Origin of the sequence: Siccirubricoccus phaeus, assembly GCF_008360935.1 — a bacterium.
Classification (GTDB): Bacteria; Pseudomonadota; Alphaproteobacteria; order Acetobacterales; family Acetobacteraceae; genus Siccirubricoccus; species Siccirubricoccus phaeus.
Genome location: NZ_SRXO01000002.1, coordinates 102,745 through 118,131, shown reverse-complemented (window position 1 = coordinate 118,131; position 15,387 = coordinate 102,745). Strand labels below are relative to the sequence as shown.

Below are 15,387 nucleotides of genomic sequence, written 5' to 3'. Positions count from 1 at the left end.
ATTAGGCCTCCTGCCGACGGCGGATTTCATGCCCGATGCGGACCGCGAGACGGGTTTCCCGCCGCCCCAGCTCGGCCTCGAACAGGCGGATATCGCCGCAGCGCAGCACCACCGGGGCACCGGGCGCGGCATTCAGGGTGATCTGGTCGCCCGGCTGCAGCGACATGACGGCAGCGAGTGGCATGGTCTGCTCATCCAGCACCACGTCGAGCGAGAGCTCGGTGTGCAGCAGTTCCTCCGCGAGGTGGGTTTCCCAGATGCTGTCGCGGCCGAATTTCTCGCCCATGAATTGCTGCAGCAGCAGCTCGCGCACCGGCTCCAGTGTCGCATAGGGCAGCAGCAGCTCGATCTTGCCGCCGCGGTCCTCCATGTCGACGCGGAGGCGGGAGAGGATGCAGGCGTTGGAGAGGCGGGAGATGGCGGCGAAGCGCGGATTCACCTCCAGCCGCTCGAAGCGGAAATTGGCCGGGCTCAGCGGGCTGAAGGCGTCCGAGAGGTCCTGCAGCACGACGGTGATGAGGCGCTCCACCAGGGTGCGCTCGATGGTGGTGTAGGGCCGCCCCTCGATGCGCATGGCCGCCGTGCCGCGGCGGCCGCCGAGCAGCACGTCCACCACCGAGTAGATCAGCGCGGAATCGATGACGAGCAGGCCGTAATTATCCCACTCATCCACCTTGAACACCGCCAGCATGGCGGGCAGCGGCACGGAATTCAGGTAATCCCCGAAGCGCAGCGACACGATGCTGTCGATCGAGACCTCGACATTGTCCGAGGTGAAATTGCGCAGGCTGGTGGACATGATGCGGACGAGGCGATCGAAGACGATCTCCAGCATCGGCAGGCGTTCATAGGAGACGAGGCCGGCGCTGACGATGCGCTCGATCCCCGATTTCTCCCCGCTCTCGGACGGGCCGGAGCTGAAGCCGAGCAGGCTGTCGATCTCCGCCTGGTTCAGCACCCGCGCGGCGTCAGGGCCGGCGGCGGCGCCCGCCTCGCCTTCAGCGTCCAGCGCCGCGCCCCAGGCGGCGGCGAGGTCCTCTTCCTCGTTCGGGCTGTCGCTCATTGCACCAGCAATTCGAGGAAGAGCACGTCGGTGACGCGGGCCGGGGCCGCGGCGATGCCGGCGCGGGCGATCAGCTCCTCCCGCAGCCGCTGGATGCCGGCGCTGCCGCGCAGCTCCTCCGGCCGCATCTCCCGCAGATAGGTGGTGAAGAGGTCGAGCAGGCGGGGCATCGCCCCCTGCAGCGTCGCCGCATCCTCCTGCTTCGTCAGCTCCAGCTTGCTGCGTAATTTGATGTAGGTGGCGCGGCGGCCGGGGGCGTTGAGATTGGCCACGATGTCCGGCATGTCGAAATAGATCGCGGGGCGGGGCGGCGCGGGCGGCACCGCTGCCGAGGCGCCATGCCCGCCCGCCTCGCCGGCCGCCGCATGCTCCCCGGCCGGCATCCCGAGCAGTCCCGGCAGGATGCCGCCGAACCACAGCCCGGCGCCCAGCATGGCCAGCAGCGCCGGCACCGCGAGCAGCAGCAGCTTGCGCCGGCCGCCCTTCGGCTTCGCCTCGCCTTCCGTCGCCTCGGCCTTCGCCGGCTTCCCCGCCATGACCCATCCGCCGCTCGGTCCCCGGCGAATGTGCGCGGCGTCGCTTAAGGAAGGCTTGAAGGCGCTGCCGTCCGGCAATCCGCGCCGCCGCCGCCGGCAGGAATTGCCGCGCCCGGCAGGGAAGGCCCGGCCGGGCGGCGACATTTCGCCCCGCCTCGCTGGCATGGCGGTTGCCCTGTCCCCGGCGCACCCCGCGCCAGGACGGCGCCGCCCCGGCCACCCCCGGGGCTTCCGCGGAGACGCAGATGGATACGCCCGGCTATGTCATCCTCTCCCGCCTCGGCGCCCAGATGCGGGCGACCGCGGTGGTGGCGAACAACCTTGCGAATGCCGACACGCCCGGCTTCCGCAGCGAAAGGGAAGTCTTCACCCGCTACCTGCAGACCGACCCGATGGCGGAGCAGCCGCGCGGCGCCGGCAGCGTCGCCTATACGGTGGACCGGGCGACCTGGCGGAACATCCAGCAGGGGCCGATGACCACCACCGCCAACCCGCTGGACGTCGCCATCCAGGGCGAGGGCTACTTTGCCATCGAGACGCCGCGGGGCGAGCGCTTCACCCGCGCCGGCCGCTTCAGCCTGAACCAGGAGGGCAGGCTGGTGGATGCCGAGGGGCAGGACGTGCTGAACGAGCAGGGCGGCCCCATCCTCTTCGCCCCTGGCGATACCCGGATCGAGATCATGGGCGACGGCACCATCCGCACCGAGAACGGGGTGGTAGGCAAGCTGCGCATCGTCCGCTTCGCCGATCCGCGGCGCCTGCGCGCCGAGGGCGGCCGGCTCTTCGCCGCCGATGATGCGCCGGAGCCGGTGGCGCGGCCGCAGCTCCTCCAGGGCGCCTTCGAGGGCAGCAATGTCAGCGCGGTGCGGGAGATGGTGCGGCTGACGGAGGAAAGCCGCGAATTCGCGATGGTAACGCAATTCGCCGAGCGCGAGGGCGAGCGGCTGCAGAACGCCGTCGAGCGCATCCTCCGCCACCGCAGCTAGGCCGCGATGCCCCTGCCCGGGCAGGGCGGAGGCAGCGGCATCCGCTGACCGCGCCGCAACCGATCCCACCCCAGCCGCCAAGCCCAGGAAGGTCCTGACTCATGCGCTCGCTCCAGATCGCCGGCACCGGCATGCTGGCACAGCAGACCAATGTCGAGGTGATCTCCAACAACATCGCAAATATGAACACCACCGGCTTCAAGCGCCGGCGGGCGGAATTCCAGGATCTGCTCTACCAGAACCAGCGCCGGGTCGGCTCGCAGAGCTCGGAGAACGGCTCGGTCCTGCCCTCCGGCACGCAGATCGGCCTCGGCGTGAAGACCGCCGCCATCTACCGCATCGCCGAGCAGGGCAGCCTGTCCCAGACGGAGAACCGCTTCGACGTCGCGATCCGCGGCAATGGCTTCTTCCAGGTGCAGCTCCCGAGCGGCGACATCGCCTATACCAGGGACGGCACCTTCGGCCTCTCGGCGGAAGGCCAGATCGTGACGGCGGAGGGCTATCTGGTGCTGCCCGGCATCACCATCCCGGCCGCCGCCGTGGACGTCACCATCAATGTGGCGGGGGAGGTGCTGGCGAAGCTGGACGGGCAGATCAACCCGCAGAATGTCGGCCAGATCCAGACCGCGATCTTCGCCAATGAGGGCGGGCTGGAAGCCATCGGCGACAATCTGCTGCTGGCGACGCCGGCCTCCGGCCAGCCGCAGCTCGCCGCGCCAGGGCAGCCGGGCCATGGCCAGTTGCTGCAGGGCTTCCTCGAATCCAGCAATGTCAACATCGTCTCCGAGATCACCAACCTCATCACCGCGCAGCGCGCCTATGAGATGAACAGCAAGGTGATCACCGCGAGCGACGAGATGCTCTCCACCCTCTCCCGCATGCGCTGATGAGGTGCCTGATGCGCGCCCTCGCCTGGCTGCCGCTGCTGCTCGCCGCCCTGCCGGTGGCGGCGCAGACCGTGCCTGCCCCCATGCCCGCTCCCTTGGCCGCGGCCCGGCCGCTCAGCCTGGTGGACTCCGCCACGCTCCGCCTCGGCGACCTGTTCGAGAATGCCGGGCCGCGCGCCGGGCAGGCGATCGGCGCCGCGCCGGCGCCCGGCCACCGCATGGTGGTGGAGCTGGCCCAGCTCGCCGCCCTCGCCCGCGCCTATGGCCTGGCCTGGCGGCCGGTTTCCGGCCATGAAAGGGTGGTGGTCGAGCGCCCCGGCCGTGCCGTGCCGCGGGAGGAGATCCTCGCCGCGCTGCGGGCGGAGCTGCTGCCGCTGGCGCTGGACCCGGAGGCGGAGCTGGAACTCGGCCCGCTGGCCCCACCCCTGGTGCCGCCCGCCTCCCAGGTGCAGCTCGCGGCGGAGGCGACCAGCTTCGACCCCGCCACGGGCCGCTTCGTCACCACCCTGGTGGTGCTGGCGGAAGGCATGCCGACGCTGCGCCAGCGCCTCTCCGGGCGGGCGGTGGCGACCCTGCCCGTGGTGCTGGCCAATCGCCGCCTGGCCGCCGGCGAGGTGGTGCGGCCAGGCGATGTCCGCGCCGGCAGGCTGCGGGCGGAGCGCGTCCGCCCCGGCGCCGCGCAGCGGCCGGAGGAGGTGGTGGGCCAGCAGCTCCGTCGCCCCGTCGCTGCCGAGCTGCCGCTGCTGGCGACCGATGTCGCCCCGCCCTGCCTGGTGGAGAAGAACGCGCTGGTGGTGCTGGAGGTGCAGGCGCCGGGCCTGGCGCTGACGGCGCAGGGCCGTGCCCTGGAGGCCGGGCCGCGCGGCGGGCTGGTGCCGGTGATGAACCTGGCCAGCCGCGCCGTGGTGGAAGGCCAGGTGGTGGGCCCCGGCCGGGTGCGCATTGCCATGGGCGCGACGCCGTTGCGGGCGGAACGGCCATGAAGCGGCGGCTCGTCGCCCTGGTGATCCTGCTGCCGCTGGCCGGCTGCGGCTCGCTGGAACGGCTCTCCCGCATCGGCCGCAACCCGGAGATGAGCCAGGTGACCGACCCCACGGCGGCGGCGGATTACCGCCCGGTGACCATGCCCATGCCGGCGTCGCAGGACCCGCCGCTCGCCGCCAACAGCCTGTGGCGCCCGGGCAGCCGTACCTTCCTGCGCGACCAGCGCGCCGCGCAGGTGGGCGACCTCATCACCATCCTGGTCAGCATCGACGACAACGCGCAATTGCAGAACCGCACCCAGCGGGAACGCGACGGCACCGACACCATGGGCCTGCCGCAATTCTTCGGCCTGCAGAGCCGTTGGCTGCCGCGCGCCGCCAGTCCGGAAACGCTGCTCAGCGCCAATGGCAACCAGACCACGGACGGCAACGGCACGATGCGGCGGACCGAAACCATTGCATTGCGCCTGGCCGCGACCGTGACGCAGGTGCTGCCGAACGGCAATCTGGTGGTCTCCGGCCGGCAGGAGGTGCGGGTCAGCGCCGAGCTGCGGGAACTGGCGGTGCGCGGCGTGATCCGGCCGCAGGACATCGCCAGCGACAACACCATCCGGCATGACCGGCTGGCGGAGGCGCGCATTACCTATGGTGGGCGCGGTACGCTTTCGGATTTGCAGCAGCCGCGCATCGGCTCGCAGCTTCTCGACGCCCTGCTCCCGTTCTGACGTCATCCCACGAATTCATCGCGCAACGACGTAGAGGGTGCGCCTGACGAGCAGCGCCTCGCGCAGCCCGGCACGGCGGCGGCGCGTCGGCCAGCGGGAACGCCACAGGCGCCCTGCGGCAGCTCGGCGTGCGGATCGGCGCGGCGTGCCGTCGCCGCTGGCACCCGCCCGCTCGCCTGCCGGTTGATCACACACGGCTCTGTTATTCTTGTACGGGATATTCAACCAAGGGTGCATCCCCGGCCTCTCGCATAGTTTTATTTGGCGCACCCGCAGAACATCCTAGAACTCCCGCCACGGAACGACTGGGCGAATACCCCAAATTCCAGCTTCCCGCACAGTTCTCCTTGCGGCGGAGCGGTATGTGACGAGACCGGATCGGCGGCAACACCGCCGTTTCCGCAGGGGACTGCTTGCGGAGGAGCTTGCGCAGGGAATGGACACCATCCTGGTCACTGGCGGCGCCGGCTATCTAGGCGGCGCTCTGTCACAGAAATTGCTGCGGTCCGGCTATCAGGTCCGGGTGCTGGATTGCCTCCGCTTCGGCGGCCAGGCCCTGCTGCCGCTGCTGGCCGAGCCCGGCTTCCGCTTCATCCCCGGCGATGTCCGGGACCCGGAAGCGGTCGCCCGCGCGCTGGACGGCGCCGATGCCGTCGTACACCTTGCCGCTGTCGTTGGCGACCCAAATTGCGCTGCCGAGCCGGAGCTGGCCCGCGAGGTGAATGAGGCGGCCTCGCTCGCCCTGCTGCGCGCGGTCGGCGATCGCCGCATGGTCTTCGCCTCCACCTGCAGCAATTACGGCCGCATGGCGGATACCTCCGTGCTGGCGACGGAGGAGCATGAGCTGCGCCCCGTCTCGCTCTACGCCGAGACCAAGGTGGCGGTGGAGCGGGCGCTGCTGGAGGCCGGCCATACCGTGCTGCGCTTCGCCACGCTTTACGGCCTCGCCGCCCGCACCCGGTTCGACCTCACGGTCAATCAATTCGCCGCGGAGATGCAGGTACTCGGCAAGCTCACCGTCTTCGGCGAGCAGTTCTGGCGGCCCTATGTGCATGTGCAGGACGCCGCCGCCGGCATCGCCCTGGCGCTGTCCTCGCCGCGGGAGAAGGTGGCGGGCGAGGTGTTCAATGTCGGCGCCACGGCGGAGAATTTCCGCAAGCAGGACATCGTGGAGATGGTCCAGCAGCGGCTGCGCAAGAAGGCCGAGGTGATTCGCGTTGCCCGCGCCGAGGATCCGCGCGACTACCGCGTTTCCTTCGAGAAGATCGCGGCGCGCCTCGGCTTCCGGCCGGAGCGCAGCGTGGCGCAGGGCATCGACGAGGTGGTCTCCGCTTTCGAGACCGGCATCTTCCGGCCGACGGAGATCACCGCGTGAGCGCCCCGCTGGACGGCGTGAAGGCCGTCATCCTGGCGGGCGGCCGTGGCACGCGGCTGCACCCCTTCACCGTCACCTTCCCCAAGCCGCTCATGCCGCTCGGCGACACCCCGGTGGTGGAGACGATCCTGCAGCGGCTGCACCGCTTCGGCTGCCGCGACGTGACGCTGACGCTCGGCCATCTGGCGGAGCTGACCCGCGCCTATTTCGCCCAGCGCGACCAGGCCTATGCCGGCCTCAAGCTGCGCTTCGTGCAGGAAGCGGAGCCGACCGGCACTGCCGGCTCCCTCGCTTCGGTGCCGGAGCTGAACTCGACCTTCGTCACCATGAATGGCGACGTGCTGACCGACCTCGATTTCGGCGAGCTGATGCGCGCCCATCGCGCGCACGACGCCATCCTGACCATCGCCACCCACCAGAAGCAGGTGAAGATCGACCTCGGCGTGCTGAAGCTGGATGCCGAGGGTGACGTGGTCGACTACCTGGAGAAGCCGCAGCACAACTATCCGGTCAGCATGGGCATCTATGTCTATGAGCCGCGGGTACTGAAATACATCGAGCCCGGCAAGTATCTCGACTTCCCCGATCTGGTGCTGAAGCTGCTGCGCGCCGGCGAGAAGGTGCACGCCCACCGCACCGAGTGCCTCTGGCTGGATATCGGCCGGCCCGATGATTACGCCCGCGCGCAGGAACTGCATGCGGAAGAGAAGCGGCGGTTCGATCATGTCTGAGCCCGGCATCCCCCTCAGCGATCTCGACTACGGCACAGAGGAGGAGCAGGCGGTGCTCGGCGTGCTGCGCCGGCGCTGGCTCTCCACCGGGCCGGAAGTCAGCGCCTTCGAAGCCGGCGTCGCCGAGCTGCTCGGCGTGCGCCATGCCGTCGCGGTGGCGAATGGCACGGCGGCGCTGCATCTGGCGTTGCTCGCCCTCGGCATCGGCCCGGGCGACGAGGTCATCCAGCCGGCGATCAACTTCGTGGCCGCCGCCAATGTTACCCGGGCTACTGGAGCGACACCGGTCCTGGCCGATATCGTTAGTGTCGAGGAACCGGTACTCGATCCGGCGGAGCTGGAACGCCGCCTCACCTCCCGTACCCGCGCCGTCGTCATCATGCATTACGGCGGCTACGCCACGCGGCTGGAAGCGGTGGCGGAATTCTGCCGTGCCCGCGGGTTGCTGCTCATCGAGGATGCCTGCCACGCCATTGGCGGCCGCACCCGGCCGGACGGGCCGATGTCCGGCAGCCTCGGCGACATCGCCTGCTTCTCCTTCTTCAGCAACAAGAATCTCGCGATCGGCGAGGGCGGCATGGTGACGACGAACAGCCCCGAGCTGCTCGCCGCCGTCACCAGGCTGCGCTCCCACGGCATGACCAGCCTGAGCTGGGACCGGCATCGCGGCCACGCCAGCGGCTATGACGTGACCGTGCATGGCTACAATTACCGCATGGACGATCTGCGCGCCGCCCTCGGCCGTGCGCAACTCGCCAAGCTGCTGCCCAACAATGCGAAGCGGCGCGAGCTCACCCTGCTCTACCGGCGGCTGCTCGGCGGCGTGCCGGGCCTGGTCATCCCCTTCCGCGAAGCGGAGGTCGCCGCCAGCGCCTGCCACCTGATGCCGGTGGTGGCGCCGAGCGCTGCGGCGCGCGACGCGATCGCCGAGGCGCTGCGTGCCCAGGGCATCCAGACCAGCCGCCACTACCCGGCGATCTCCGGCTTCACCGCCTTCGCCGAGGCCGCCGCCAACCGCCTGCCGCACAGCATCGACTACGCCCGGCGCACCCTTACCCTGCCGCTCTTCCCCACCATGACGGAAGCGCAGGTGGGACGGGTGGCGGAGTCCGTGATCCAGGCTATGCCAGCCGCCCTCGCTGCCTGAGGGCACCAAGGAAACGCCGTGATGAAAGACCCGTGCGTGGCCACGCTGCTCGCTTTTCCCGTGGAGGAAAGCGGTGGCATCGCCGCCTTCGTCCGCGCCCTGCTGACGGCACTGCAGGGCGCCTATGGCCCGCGCTTCCCGCTGGTGGCGCCGACGCCGGATGAGGCGCGCCGCCTGCCCTGGTCGCGCCTCGGCCCGCTGCTGTTCCAGCGCCTGCGCACGGCGCGGCCGGATGCCATTCACAACCACGAAAACCTGCCGATGCTCGGCCTCGCCCTCCTGCTGAAGCTGCTGAGCCTCGGCCGGGTGCGCGTCGTCCATACTGTGCATGTGGATCCGGCAGAGCGGAAGCCGTTCGTCAAACGCGTTCTGATCGGCGCGCTCTTCGCCTGCTGCGATCATGTCGTCGTGGTCTCCGAGGATACCGGACGGCGCATCGGCAACATGGCGGTGCCGTTCCGGCGGAACATCCGCGTGATCTACGGCGCGCCGCCGCCCGCCACGCCGCCCACGCCGGAGGCGCTGGCGGGTTTCGCCCGCGCCTATGGTCTCGGCCCCGGCCCCGTCATCTGCCAGATCACCCGCTTCTACTATCCGTTGAAGGTGGCCGGCGCGGCGCGGCTGCTGGAAGCCTTCCGCATGGTGCGCCAGCACGTGCCGCAGGCGCAGCTCCTGCTCGTCGGGCATGGCCCGCTCTGGGCCGAATTCCGCACCCGCCACGGCCTGGCCACGCCGCAGCCCGGCGTCATCCTCACCGGCTTCGTGGACGACCCGCTGCTGCCCATGGCGATGGCGGATGTCTACTGCCATGTCAGCCAGCAGGACGCGCTGCCCATCGTGGTGCTGGAAGCGATGGCACTCGGCAAGGCGGTGGTTGCCTCGCCGGTCGGCGGCATTCCGGAGATGATCGAGCATGGCGAGACCGGCCTGCTCGCCGCGCCGGAAACGGCAGGGCTAGCGCGGCAGTTGATCGCGCTGCTGCAGCATCCCGCGCAGCGTGCGGCACTCGGCGATGCGGCCGCGGCCAGCATTGCGCGCGGCTTCACCTGGCCGCGCTGCGCCGCGCAATACGCCGCGCTGTATGACCGGCCGCGCCCCACGCCGCAACGCGCGCATGGCAGCGCAGCCGGCAACCAGCGGGTGATGCCGCCACCTGCGGCGTGAATTGGAATGCGCATCATGCACGTCGTGATTCACGCTGCTTCGCCTCACGCCCATTTTTGCTGCGCCGCGGTAGGTGCCGGCCTAAGGCCAGCATGGCGGCCATCGCCGCAGGACACAGCCGGGAGTGCCACCTTGCCCCCCGACATGCCGCAAGCTCTGCCTTCCGCCGTCGCGCCGCAGAGGAATTCCGCCCGATGATCGCCTCCGCGCCGCGCCGCGTACTGATGGTCAACCGCGTCGCCCATATGGGCGGGGTGGAACGGGTGATCGTCACCCTCGCCGCCGGGTTGCGCCCGCATGGCTGGGACGTGCTGCTGGCCTGCCCGCCGGAAGGCGAGTTGCCGCGCGCCGTCACCGCCGCCGGCGGCACCGTGCTGCCCTGCGATTTCGACCGCATGCGGGTGACGCGCGATCCGCTTTCCCTGCTGCGCTACCCCTTCGCCTGGCGCGCCGGCGCGGCGGCGGTGGAACGCCATGCGCGCGCGGCGCAGGTCTCGCTGCTGCACACCCATCACCCGGTCGGCACGCTCTACGCCATGCGTGCCGCGCGCCGGCTGAACCTGCCGCTGGTGCAGCACATGCATGAGGTGCTGCCGGTGCACCTGCCCTATGCGCTGACCCAGCGCCTGGCCGCCACCGCCTGCGACCGCTTCCTCTGCGTCTCCGGCGCCGGCCGCGCGCTGCTCGCGCATCTCGGCGTCGCCGCGGAGCGCTGCGAGACGGTGCATAACGGCGTCGATCCCGGCTTCCTCGCCCGCGGCCCCGCCCTGCCGGCCGCCGATATCCTCGCCGCCGGCCCCGGCCCGCATATCGGCGTCTTCGGCGTGATCGAGCCGCGCAAGGGGCAGGACGTCTTCCTCGCCGCCGCCGCGCGCCTCGCCGCGCAGCACCCGACGGCGCGCTTCTGGATCGTCGGCGGCCTGGCGCTCGCCGAGCACGCGCCCTTCCTCGCGCGGCTGAAGGCGCTCTCCGGCGCGCCGGAACTCGCCGGCCGCGTCGCCTTCACCGGCCACCGGCCGGATGTCGCCGCCTGCCTCGCCGCCATGGATTGCGTGGTGCAGGCCTCGGTGCGGCATGACAGCCTCAGCATGGCGCTGATCGAGGCGCTGACCCTCGGCCGCCGCATCGTCGCGACCGATGTCGGCGGCACGGCGGAGATCGTGACGCATGGCCGCACCGGCCTGCTGGTGCCGCCTGCCGATCCCGCCGCGCTGGCCGAGGCGATGGCCGAGGCGCTCGGCCCGCGCGGCGCCGGCTTCGGCGCGGCGGCGGCACGGGATGCCGCGCGCTTCCGCCCGGAAGCTTTCTGCGCCGCCGTGGCCCGCAGCTTCGATGCCGTGCTGGCCGCCCGCCGCGCCGGCCCGGGCCGCGCCGCACCGGTGGCCGCCATCGGCCCTGCCCCGCAAGGCACCGCCCAAGGATTGCCGCGATGAAGCTGGCCATCATCCATGACAGCATCGGCCAGTATGGCGGCGCCGAGAAGGTGCTGGAGGAGATGCACGCCGCCTTCCCGGACGCGCCGATCTTCATGGCGCTGTGGAACCAGAAGGGGCTGCCGCCGCATTTCCGGCAATGGGATGTGCGCACGAGCTGGCTGGACCGGCTGCCCGGCGCGCGCCGCTGGCATCGCGCGCTGTTTCCGCTCTACCCCATGGCGATGCACGGCTTCGACCTTTCGGGCTTCGACGTCGTGCTCAGCTCCTCCTTCAACTTCGCCCACAATGTCGTGGTGGGGCCGGAGGCGGTGCATATCTGCTACTGCCATTCGCCGGCGCGCTTCCTCTGGGATTTCCACGGCTATGCGGAGCGCGAGCGGTTCGGCCGGCTGACCCGCGGCGCGGTGAGCGCCATGCTGCCGACGCTGCGTACCATGGACGCCGTCGCCGCCATGCGCGTCGACCACTGGATCAGCACCAGCCGCCTCGTGCAGCAGCGCATCGGCAAGTACTACCGGCGGGAGAGCGAGATCCTGCCGCCGCCGATCCGCGTTGCGGAATTCCGCATGGGCCAGGGCCCGGGCGAGCATTTCCTGCTGCTGATGCGCCTGGTCGGCTGGAAGCGCGCCGACATCGCCATCGAGGCCTGCAACCGGCTGAAGCTGCCTTTGGTGGTGGCCGGGGACGGCCGCGACACCGCGCGGCTGCGCGCCATGGCCGGCCCCACCATCCGCTTCGCCGGGCGGGTGGACGGCGCGGAGAAAGCCGCGCTCTACGCCCGCAGCACGGCGCTGATCCTGCCGGCGGTCGAGGATTTCGGCATCACCCCGCTGGAATCCATGGCGGCCGGGCGGCCGGTCATCGCGCTCGGCGCCGGCGGCGCGCTGGATACGGTCCGCCCCGGCGTCACCGGCGAATTCTTCCCCGAGCAGAATGCCGAGAGCCTGATCGAGACGCTCTCCGCCTTCCGCCCGGAGCACTATGATTCCGAGGTGATCCGCGCCCATGCGGAGACCTTCGACGCGGTCGCCTTCCGCGCCCAGTTGCGGCAGATCGTCGCCGCCCATGCGCCGCCCGCCGGCAGCCTGAAGCCGCCCCGCCCCACCGCCCGCCTGCCGCCCGCCGAGCTGGCGGCCCGCCCGGCCGGATGATCCGCGTTCCCTGCCCCCCAGCCGCGAAAGCTGCGTGATGATCCCTGAACCCTTGACCCGCCCGGCGGCGCCTGCCGCCCTGCCCCCGCCCTACGCGCCGCAGCCCTATGCCGTGGAATTGCCACGGCAGGAGGGCGGCTTCGGCGCGGCCTTCGCCGCGCTGCGCCGCAGCCGCCTCCTGCTGGTGGTCTGGGTGCTGCTGACCTTCGGCCTCGCCACCGCCGCCATCCTGCAGCTCACGCCGCGCTACCGCGCCTCCGCCCTGGTGCTGCTGGACATGCGGGAACTCAATCTCGGCGATGTGCGCGGGCCGCTGATCGGCCAGACCGCCTCGCTGGACAGCACCATCGTGCGCAGCCAGGTGGAGCTGCTGAGCAGCGAGGAGCTGGCGCGGCGCGTGGTCGCCGATCTCGGGCTGGTGGACAATCCGGAATTCCGCCCGCGCCCGTCGCGCAAGGAAAGGCTGCTGAACGGCACGCTCGACCTGCTCCGCCAGGCGGAGACGGCGCTCGGCCTGCCCGCCGCCTGGCGCGTGGTGCCGCCGGCACCGCCGGTCGAGCCGCCGACCCTTGCCGAGCGCATGGCCTACGCCGTCGATCTCTACCGGAACAACCTCTCGGTGTTCAATGACGGGCGGTCCTTCGCCATCACCATCGCCTACCAGTCCACCGATCCCGAGTTGGCCGCGCGCGTCGCCAACCGCCATGTCGCGCTCTATGTGGAGGAGCAGCGGCGGGCGAAGCGCGAGGCGCTGGCCGCGGCCGGCACCTGGCTGACCGAGGAGGTGGAGGAGCAGGCCGCCAGGCTGCGCGACGCCGAGCGTGCGCTGCAGGATTACCGCGAGCGCAACAACCTCTTCGCTCCGCGCGGCGTCTCCGTCGTCGCGCAGCAGCTCTCCGAGGTGAACAACCAGCTCGCCGCCGCCCGCGCCGACCTGGCCGCCAAGGAAGCCCGGCTGCGCAGCGCCCAGACGGCGCGGCTGCAGGCCGGCGGCGGCGATGCGGAGCTCGCGGCCGTCGCCTCCGACACCATCTCCCGCCTGCGGGAGGCCGAGGCCACGGCCCGCCGCCGCGCCACCGAGGCGGCGAGCCGCCTCGGCGCCCGGCATCCGGAAGTGCTGGCAACCCGCGCCGAGGTGGGCGAGGTGCAGGCCAAGATCGCCGAGGAGGTGCAGAAGATCATGCGCGCCCAGGCGAGCGAGGCGGCGATCGCCCGCGTCCGGGTGCAGGAGCTGCAGCAATCCATCGCCCAGCTCGAGCAGCGCATGGCGGAGACCGAGCGGGCCGAGAACGGCGCCCGCGACCTGGAGCGCGTGGCGGTCGCAACGCGCACCCTCTATGAGAACCTGCTCGGCCGGCAGAAGCAGTTCGCGGCGCAGGAAGGCATCCAGCGCGCCGATGCGCGGATGATCTCCCCGGCCGGCGTGCCGCTGCGGCCGAATTTCCCCAACGTGCCGCTCTTCCTCGCGGCTGCCCTCCTCGCCTCCGGCGGCTCGGGCATCGGCGTCGCGCTGCTGCGGGAACGCCTCCGCTCGCGCATCACCTCGCTCGAGGAAGCGAGCGAGCTGGTCGGCGCGCCGGCGCTCGGCACCCTGCCGCACGCCCCGCTGCGCTCGCCGATGCATCGCCGGGTGGTGGAGCGGCCGAAATCCGCCGCCGCCGAGGCGGTGCGGATGCTGCGCAGCGCGCTCGCCCTGCAGCAGCGCAACCTGGAGATCCTGCCGCCCGGGGCGCGGACGCTCGCCCTCACCTCGGCCCTGCCGGGCGAGGGCAAGACCACCGTCGCGCTGGCCATGGCGCGCAGCATGGCGGTCTCCGGCCTCTCCGTGCTGCTGATCGATGCCGATCTGCGCAAGCCGAAGGTGGCGCGGCTGATCTGGGGCCGGCCGCCCTCGGAGCCCGGCCTCGCCGCCGCCATCGAGCATGAGCTGCCGCTCGATGCCGTGGTGCTGACGGACCATGCGACGCCGCTGAAGGTGATCCATGCCAGCGACCGCGCGCCGCTCGCCCCGCCGCAGGACGTGCTGGCCGCCCCCGGCATGCGCCGCCTGCTGAACGAGGCGCGCCACGCCTTCGACTACATCATCATCGACACGCCGCCGGCGGCGCTCGTCACCGATGCCGCGGTGGTGGGCGGGCAGGTGGAGGGGGTGATGCTGATCGCCCGCTGGAACCGCACGCCGGTCGCCGCCTTGCGCGCCGCCGCGCGCAACCTGGCGACGGCGCAGGTCCGCCTGCTCGGCCTGGCGCTGAACGATGCCGACCCGAACCGCCTGCCGGAATATGGCAGCGGCGCGACCTACGCCATCGGCACGCGCAACCGCTACTTCGAGGCATGAGCATGGATATGAGCATCACGGCGCCGCCCCGCGCGGCGGCGCCCGCCGCCGGGCTGGTGCCGCTCTCCGTCATCATCCTGGCGAAGAACGAGGCGGATATGATGGAGCGCTGCCTCGCCAATGTCGTCGGCTGGGCGGATGACGTGCTGGTGCTCGATTCCGGCAGCACCGACGGGACGCGGGAAATCGCCGCGTCCCTCGGCGCCCGGGTGGTGGAGCAGCCCTGGCTGGGCTGGTCCGGCCAGCGCAACCGCGGCGCCGCGCTGGCAAAGCATGACTGGGTGATGTGCATGGAGGCCGATGAGGTGATGGACGCGCCGCTGAAGCGCGCCATCGCCGCGGTGCTGGCGGCGAACCCGGACCCGCGCGACGGCTTCTCCATCGTCCGGCGCGATGAATTCTTCGGGCGACTTTTCCCCAATCTGCGCAACCGCGCCCGCCAGCGCGCCTTCATCCGCTTCTACAACCGCACCCAGAGCCAGTGGAATCCGGACCATCTGATCCATGAGGAGCTGATGCTCCCCGGCCGCTCCATCCCGCTGCCCGGGGTGCTGCTGCACTGGCGGAATTTCACCCTGGGCGAGCAGCTCGACCGCTATCTGAGCAATGTGAAGCTGGAGGTTGCGCAGCTCGAGGCCAAGGGCACCAGGGGCGCCGTCTGGCGCATGCTGCTGCGGCCGCCGGCGCGCTTCCTCTGGTGCTACGTCGCCTGCGGCGGCTGGCGGATGGGCAGCGCCGGCCTGGTCCAGGCTATGATGGTCGCGCATTCCGAATGGCTGCGCTGGGCGACGCTCTGGGAACGCCGCCACGCGCCGCGCGTGCCGCACCCGCCGGCGGCGCTGATCGCCGGGAAGGAGTCCTGAGC

At 71.3% G+C, this 15,387-nt stretch carries 14 protein-coding genes; 12 read left to right on the top strand and 2 right to left on the bottom strand.

Annotated features, from left to right (window positions below; all coding sequences use genetic code 11):
* Position 1: 1 nt before the first annotated feature.
* Together fliM and E5N76_RS02960 are read right to left on the bottom strand one after the other, a co-directional pair.
* Complete coding sequence (gene fliM, locus E5N76_RS02965) at positions 2–1,063, bottom strand: flagellar motor switch protein FliM (protein WP_149535818.1); 1,062 nt, start codon at positions 1,061–1,063, stop codon at positions 2–4.
* On the bottom strand, positions 1,060–1,599 hold the full coding sequence (locus E5N76_RS02960; RefSeq protein ID WP_187829948.1) for a flagellar basal body-associated FliL family protein: 540 nt from the start codon (positions 1,597–1,599) through the stop codon (positions 1,060–1,062). Before E5N76_RS02960 ends, fliM begins: the two co-directional genes overlap by 4 nt.
* Positions 1,600–1,844: 245 nt before the next feature.
* On the opposite strand from E5N76_RS02960, the gene flgF reads away from it, so the two are divergent.
* From flgF to E5N76_RS02900, 12 genes are all read left to right on the top strand, one after another.
* Positions 1,845–2,585, top strand: coding sequence for a flagellar basal-body rod protein FlgF (flgF, locus tag E5N76_RS02955; protein ID WP_149535816.1), 741 nt, complete (start codon positions 1,845–1,847; stop codon positions 2,583–2,585).
* A gap of 101 nt (positions 2,586–2,686) precedes the next feature.
* The gene (gene flgG, locus E5N76_RS02950; protein ID WP_149535815.1) at positions 2,687–3,472 is read left to right on the top strand and encodes a flagellar basal-body rod protein FlgG; all 786 of its coding nucleotides are present in this window, start codon (positions 2,687–2,689) and stop codon (positions 3,470–3,472) included.
* A gap of 11 nt (positions 3,473–3,483) precedes the next feature.
* Entirely contained in the window at positions 3,484–4,455 is a 972-nt protein-coding gene (gene flgA, locus E5N76_RS02945) for a flagellar basal body P-ring formation chaperone FlgA (protein ID WP_187829947.1), read from the top strand.
* A complete protein-coding gene (gene flgH / locus E5N76_RS02940; RefSeq protein ID WP_149535813.1) occupies positions 4,452–5,180 on the top strand; it encodes a flagellar basal body L-ring protein FlgH in 729 nt (242 codons plus the stop codon). The genes flgA and flgH overlap by 4 nt, the downstream gene beginning before the upstream one ends.
* A gap of 436 nt (positions 5,181–5,616) precedes the next feature.
* Positions 5,617–6,555, top strand: a complete 939-nt coding sequence (locus tag E5N76_RS02935; RefSeq protein ID WP_149535812.1) for an NAD-dependent epimerase/dehydratase family protein — start codon at positions 5,617–5,619, stop codon at positions 6,553–6,555.
* The gene (locus tag E5N76_RS02930; RefSeq protein ID WP_207791844.1) at positions 6,552–7,286 is read left to right on the top strand and encodes a nucleotidyltransferase family protein; all 735 of its coding nucleotides are present in this window, start codon (positions 6,552–6,554) and stop codon (positions 7,284–7,286) included. Before E5N76_RS02935 ends, E5N76_RS02930 begins: the two co-directional genes overlap by 4 nt.
* Positions 7,279–8,433 (top strand): DegT/DnrJ/EryC1/StrS family aminotransferase, encoded by a 1,155-nt coding sequence (locus E5N76_RS02925; RefSeq protein ID WP_149535811.1) that lies wholly within the window; start codon positions 7,279–7,281, stop codon positions 8,431–8,433. The genes E5N76_RS02930 and E5N76_RS02925 overlap by 8 nt, the downstream gene beginning before the upstream one ends.
* 21 nt (positions 8,434–8,454) lie before the next feature.
* On the top strand, positions 8,455–9,597 hold the full coding sequence (locus E5N76_RS02920) for a glycosyltransferase family 4 protein (RefSeq protein ID WP_149535810.1): 1,143 nt from the start codon (positions 8,455–8,457) through the stop codon (positions 9,595–9,597).
* A gap of 194 nt (positions 9,598–9,791) precedes the next feature.
* Positions 9,792–11,030: a glycosyltransferase gene (locus E5N76_RS02915; RefSeq protein WP_187829946.1), complete on the top strand. Its 1,239-nt coding sequence runs from the start codon at positions 9,792–9,794 to the stop codon at positions 11,028–11,030.
* Positions 11,027–12,184 carry a glycosyltransferase gene (locus E5N76_RS02910; RefSeq protein WP_149535808.1) on the top strand — a complete coding sequence of 386 codons (1,158 nt, stop codon included), beginning with the start codon at positions 11,027–11,029 and terminating at the stop codon, positions 12,182–12,184. The genes E5N76_RS02915 and E5N76_RS02910 overlap by 4 nt, the downstream gene beginning before the upstream one ends.
* 37 nt (positions 12,185–12,221) lie before the next feature.
* On the top strand, positions 12,222–14,522 hold the full coding sequence (locus E5N76_RS02905; RefSeq protein WP_149535807.1) for a GumC family protein: 2,301 nt from the start codon (positions 12,222–12,224) through the stop codon (positions 14,520–14,522).
* Complete coding sequence (locus E5N76_RS02900; RefSeq protein WP_149535806.1) at positions 14,519–15,385, top strand: glycosyltransferase family 2 protein; 867 nt, start codon at positions 14,519–14,521, stop codon at positions 15,383–15,385. Before E5N76_RS02905 ends, E5N76_RS02900 begins: the two co-directional genes overlap by 4 nt.
* The last annotated feature ends 2 nt before the right edge of the window (positions 15,386–15,387 follow it).

Bases quoted from the DNA above. Each gene is read 5' to 3' on its own strand.
- fliM (WP_149535818.1), bottom strand. From the start codon at position 1,063: ATGAGCGACAGCCCGAACGAGGAAGAGGACCTCGCCGCCGCCTGGGGC.
- E5N76_RS02960 (WP_187829948.1), bottom strand. From the start codon at position 1,599: ATGGCGGGGAAGCCGGCGAAGGCCGAGGCGACGGAAGGCGAGGCGAAG.
- flgF (WP_149535816.1), top strand. From the start codon at position 1,845: ATGGATACGCCCGGCTATGTCATCCTCTCCCGCCTCGGCGCCCAGATG.
- flgG (WP_149535815.1), top strand. From the start codon at position 2,687: ATGCGCTCGCTCCAGATCGCCGGCACCGGCATGCTGGCACAGCAGACC.
- flgA (WP_187829947.1), top strand. From the start codon at position 3,484: ATGCGCGCCCTCGCCTGGCTGCCGCTGCTGCTCGCCGCCCTGCCGGTG.
- flgH (WP_149535813.1), top strand. From the start codon at position 4,452: ATGAAGCGGCGGCTCGTCGCCCTGGTGATCCTGCTGCCGCTGGCCGGC.
- E5N76_RS02935 (WP_149535812.1), top strand. From the start codon at position 5,617: ATGGACACCATCCTGGTCACTGGCGGCGCCGGCTATCTAGGCGGCGCT.
- E5N76_RS02925 (WP_149535811.1), top strand. From the start codon at position 7,279: ATGTCTGAGCCCGGCATCCCCCTCAGCGATCTCGACTACGGCACAGAG.
- E5N76_RS02920 (WP_149535810.1), top strand. From the start codon at position 8,455: ATGAAAGACCCGTGCGTGGCCACGCTGCTCGCTTTTCCCGTGGAGGAA.
- E5N76_RS02915 (WP_187829946.1), top strand. From the start codon at position 9,792: ATGATCGCCTCCGCGCCGCGCCGCGTACTGATGGTCAACCGCGTCGCC.
- E5N76_RS02910 (WP_149535808.1), top strand. From the start codon at position 11,027: ATGAAGCTGGCCATCATCCATGACAGCATCGGCCAGTATGGCGGCGCC.
- E5N76_RS02905 (WP_149535807.1), top strand. From the start codon at position 12,222: ATGATCCCTGAACCCTTGACCCGCCCGGCGGCGCCTGCCGCCCTGCCC.
- E5N76_RS02900 (WP_149535806.1), top strand. From the start codon at position 14,519: ATGAGCATGGATATGAGCATCACGGCGCCGCCCCGCGCGGCGGCGCCC.